Annotated in this window: 1 protein-coding gene; it reads right to left on the bottom strand. The window is 63.4% G+C overall.

Annotation, left to right across the window (positions count from 1 at the left end; all coding sequences use genetic code 11):
- On the bottom strand, positions 1–333 hold a 333-nt coding region (locus RND78_RS27970; protein ID WP_312733490.1), incomplete at both ends, for a DDE-type integrase/transposase/recombinase.

Raw genomic sequence — 333 nt, forward strand, 5'->3', positions numbered from 1 at the left:
TGTTTCAGCCCGAGCCGAGCACACAAGCGCCGAAACGAGTGAGAGCGGTAGCAGGCGCCGTTATCTGTCATGACTTGCTCAAAGCGGATATCCAGCCCGCGGTAGTAGCGCACCGCCTGCAACAAGGCTCGACAGGCGCTACTGCCGCGTTCGTCCGGGTGCAGGCTGGTGAAGGCCAGCCGGGACGCCTCATCAATGGCCATCTGGACGAACTCCCAGCCGGCGCCCTCGCAGGCCTGCTGGCGATCCCCCGTCACTCGGTGGCCAGGCCTCCAGAATCGGCCAAGCTTCTTGATATCCAGATAGAGCAGGTCGCCGGCTTGGGGATATTCG

The organism is Pseudomonas oryzihabitans (assembly GCF_032027545.1).
In the GTDB taxonomy this organism is placed as follows: Bacteria; Pseudomonadota; Gammaproteobacteria; order Pseudomonadales; family Pseudomonadaceae; genus Chryseomonas; species Chryseomonas oryzihabitans_F.